Here is a 3253-nt window from a genome sequence, read left to right on the forward strand (position 1 = left end):
CCTACGACATCTATTCCCGTCTGCTCAAAGACCGCATCATCCTGCTCGGCAGCGCCATCGATGACCATGTGGCCAGTCTCATCTGCGCCCAGCTGTTGTTCCTGGAGTCCGAGGATCCGGAAAAAGAAATTTATATGTACATCAATTCGCCCGGCGGCGTGGTGACGGCTGGCATGGCCATCTACGACACCATGCAGTACATCGCGCCCCCGGTTGCCACCCTGTGCATGGGCCAGGCCGCCAGCATGGCCGCGCTGCTTCTGTGCGCGGGCGAGAAGGGCATGCGCTACGCCCTGCCGCACAGCCGCATCCTCATCCACCAGCCCTTGGGCGGCGCACAGGGGCAGGCCACGGACATCGGCATCCAGGCGCGCGAGATCCTGCGCCTTCGCGAGGAGCTGAACGGCATCCTTTCCGGCCACACCGGCCAGAGCATGGAGCGCATCGCCGCCGACACCGAACGCGATTACTTCATGACCGCTAAAGAGGCCCAGGAGTACGGCATCATCGACACCATCATGGTCAAGCGCGGCGACGCGGACAAGAAGGCGTAAGTACATGAACAGGAAAAAGAGCGGCTCTCCCACGGACCTTGCCTGCTCCTTTTGCGGCAAGAGCCAGGTGGATGTGCAGCGTCTCATCGCCGGTCCGGATGTCTACATCTGTGACGAGTGCGTGGGCCTGTGCAACGACATCATCGCCCAGGAGCATGTGAGCGAGTCCGTGGGCGATGTGCGCCTGCTGCCCCCGCAGGAGCTCAAGGCTCTGCTGGACCAGTATGTCATCGGCCAGGACAAGGCCAAGAAGATCCTCTCGGTGGCGGTGCACAACCACTACAAGCGCGTCTTCTACGCCCAGAACAATAAAGACGACGTGGAGATCGACAAGAGCAACATCCTCTTGATCGGCCCCACCGGATCCGGCAAGACCCTGCTGGCCCAGACCCTGGCCCGCATCCTGAAGGTGCCCTTCGCCATTGCCGACGCCACCACCCTCACCGAGGCGGGCTACGTTGGCGAGGATGTGGAGAACATCCTCGTGGCGCTTCTGCAGAACGCGGACTACGACATCGACGCCGCCAGCCGGGGCATCATCTACATCGACGAGATCGACAAGATCGCCCGCAAGGGCGACAGCCCCTCCATCACCCGCGACGTTTCGGGCGAGGGCGTGCAGCAGGCCCTGCTCAAGATCATCGAGGGCACTGAGGCCAACATTCCGCCCAAGGGCGGCCGCAAGCACCCGCAGCAGGAATTCATCAGGATGAACACCTCGAACATCCTGTTCATCCTGGGCGGCGCCTTCATCGGCCTGGACAAGATGATCCAGCAGCGCATGCAGGGCTCCAGCATGGGCTTTGGCGGCAAGATGGAGAACAAGAAGAAGGAGATCGCCATGGGCGAGCTGCTCGCCCAGAGCCAGCCCAACGACCTCATCAAGTTCGGCCTGATCCCGGAGTTCGTGGGCCGCATTCCCATCGTCACCGCCCTGGACGAACTGACCAGCGAAGATCTGGTGCGCATCCTCACCGAGCCCAAGAACGCCTTGGTGAAGCAGTACCAGAAGCTCTTCGAGCTGGATAAGGTGAACCTGCGCTTCACCGAGAACGCCATGAAGGCCATTGCCGAGGCGGCCATCGCCCGCAAGACCGGCGCGCGCGGCCTGCGCAACGTGCTGGAGAGCACCATGCTCGAAATCATGTACAAGCTGCCCTCGCTCACTGGCGTCAAGGAATGCGTCATTAACACAGCCGTCATTGAGAAGGGCATGGAGCCCCTCATTCTGTATCATCAGGAGGTCAAGAGCGCGTAAGTCGCGCTTGCGGCCTTTGACAGCAATCGTTTGGCAGGCACGCCGGCCGCACCCGTCCGACCGCGGGCGCGGCCGGGCCAGCCAGACCATACAAGCCCGGCCTCGGCCATAAGGAGCATCCATGACCGACTTCGACGCTCTGGAACGCGACACCCAGCCGGACGATTCCGTGTTGCCCCTCATGTCTCTGCGGGAAGTGGTGATGTTCCCGCGCTCCATCGTGCCCCTGTTCGTGGGACGCGAGGCCTCCATCAAGGCCATTGAGAGCGCCATCGCCCTGCACGACAAGCACATCTTCCTCGTCACCCAGCGCACCCCGGAAAAAGAAAAGCCCGAGGCCGAAGACCTCTTCGCCGTGGGCACCGTGAGCCGCATCCTGCAAATGCTGCGCCTGCCCGACGGCACCATCAAGGTGCTCTTCGAGGGCCTGTACCGCGCCAACTGGAACATCCTGGCCACGGACCCGGCCGACGCCGGGGACTTCCCCCTGGTGCGCGTGGACCGGCTGGAGGAGCTGAACGGCGACAAGAGCGAGGGTGACGCCCTCATCCGTTCCGTGAACGAATCACTTGAAGCCTACGCGCGCAACAACAAGAAGCTCGCGCCGGAGTCCATCCTGGCCATGGCCGCTCTGCGTGAGCCCGGCGCCCTGGCCGATGCGGTGATGCCGCACCTCAAGGTGGATTTCGAGCGCAAGCAGCGCGCCCTGGAAATCTCCGAAACCTCGCGCCGCCTGGAATACGTGTACGAGCTGCTCCTGGGCGAGATCGAGATCGCGTCCATCGAGAAGCGCGTTAAGGGCCGCGTGAAGGGCCAGATGGAGAAGAACCAGCGCGAGTATTATCTGAACGAGCAGATGAAGGCCATCCACAAGGAGATGGGCCGCGAGGACGACCCCGCAGCCGAGGCCCAGGAGCTGGAGAAGCGCCTGGAAGCCAAGGTCATGAGCGACGAGTCCCGCGAGCGCGTGCGCAAGGAGATCCGCAAGCTCAAGCAGATGCAGCCCTCCAGCGCCGAGTACACGGTTGTGCGCAACTACGTGGACTGGGTGCTGGACATTCCCTGGGGCGTGTTGAAGGAGACCGAGCTGGACATCGCCCGCGCGCGCGCCGTGCTGGATGAGGACCACTTCGGCCTGGAGAAGCCCAAGGAGCGCATCCTCGAGTACATCGCCGTGCAGAGCCTGGTGAAGACCATGAAGGGCCCCATCCTGTGCTTCGTGGGTCCTCCGGGCGTGGGCAAGACCTCCATCGCCAAGTCCATCGCCCGCGCCATGGACCGCGAATTCATGCGCATCTCGCTCGGCGGCGTGCGCGACGAGGCCGAGATCCGCGGCCACCGCCGCACGTACGTGGGCGCGCTGCCGGGCAAGATCATCCACTCCCTGCGCCGCTGCAAGTTCAACAACCCCGTCATCTGCCTGGACGAGGTGGACAAGATG

At 63.3% G+C, this 3253-nt stretch carries 3 protein-coding genes; all 3 read left to right on the forward strand.

The window, feature by feature from the left end; all coding sequences use genetic code 11:
• On the forward strand, window positions 1–554 hold a 554-nt coding region (locus VN419_RS01600), incomplete at its 5' end, for an ATP-dependent Clp protease proteolytic subunit (RefSeq protein WP_325643737.1).
• A 4-nt stretch (window positions 555–558) separates the two neighbouring features.
• On the forward strand, window positions 559–1812 hold the full coding sequence (gene clpX, locus VN419_RS01605) for an ATP-dependent Clp protease ATP-binding subunit ClpX (RefSeq protein ID WP_325643740.1): 1254 nt from the start codon (window positions 559–561) through the stop codon (window positions 1810–1812).
• A gap of 121 nt (window positions 1813–1933) precedes the next feature.
• Window positions 1934–3253: LON peptidase substrate-binding domain-containing protein (locus VN419_RS01610; protein ID WP_325643742.1), on the forward strand; the 1320-nt coding region annotated here is incomplete at its 3' end.

The sequence above is a fragment of the Humidesulfovibrio sp. genome, from assembly GCF_035560995.1.
Taxonomy (GTDB): domain Bacteria; phylum Desulfobacterota; class Desulfovibrionia; order Desulfovibrionales; family Desulfovibrionaceae; genus Humidesulfovibrio.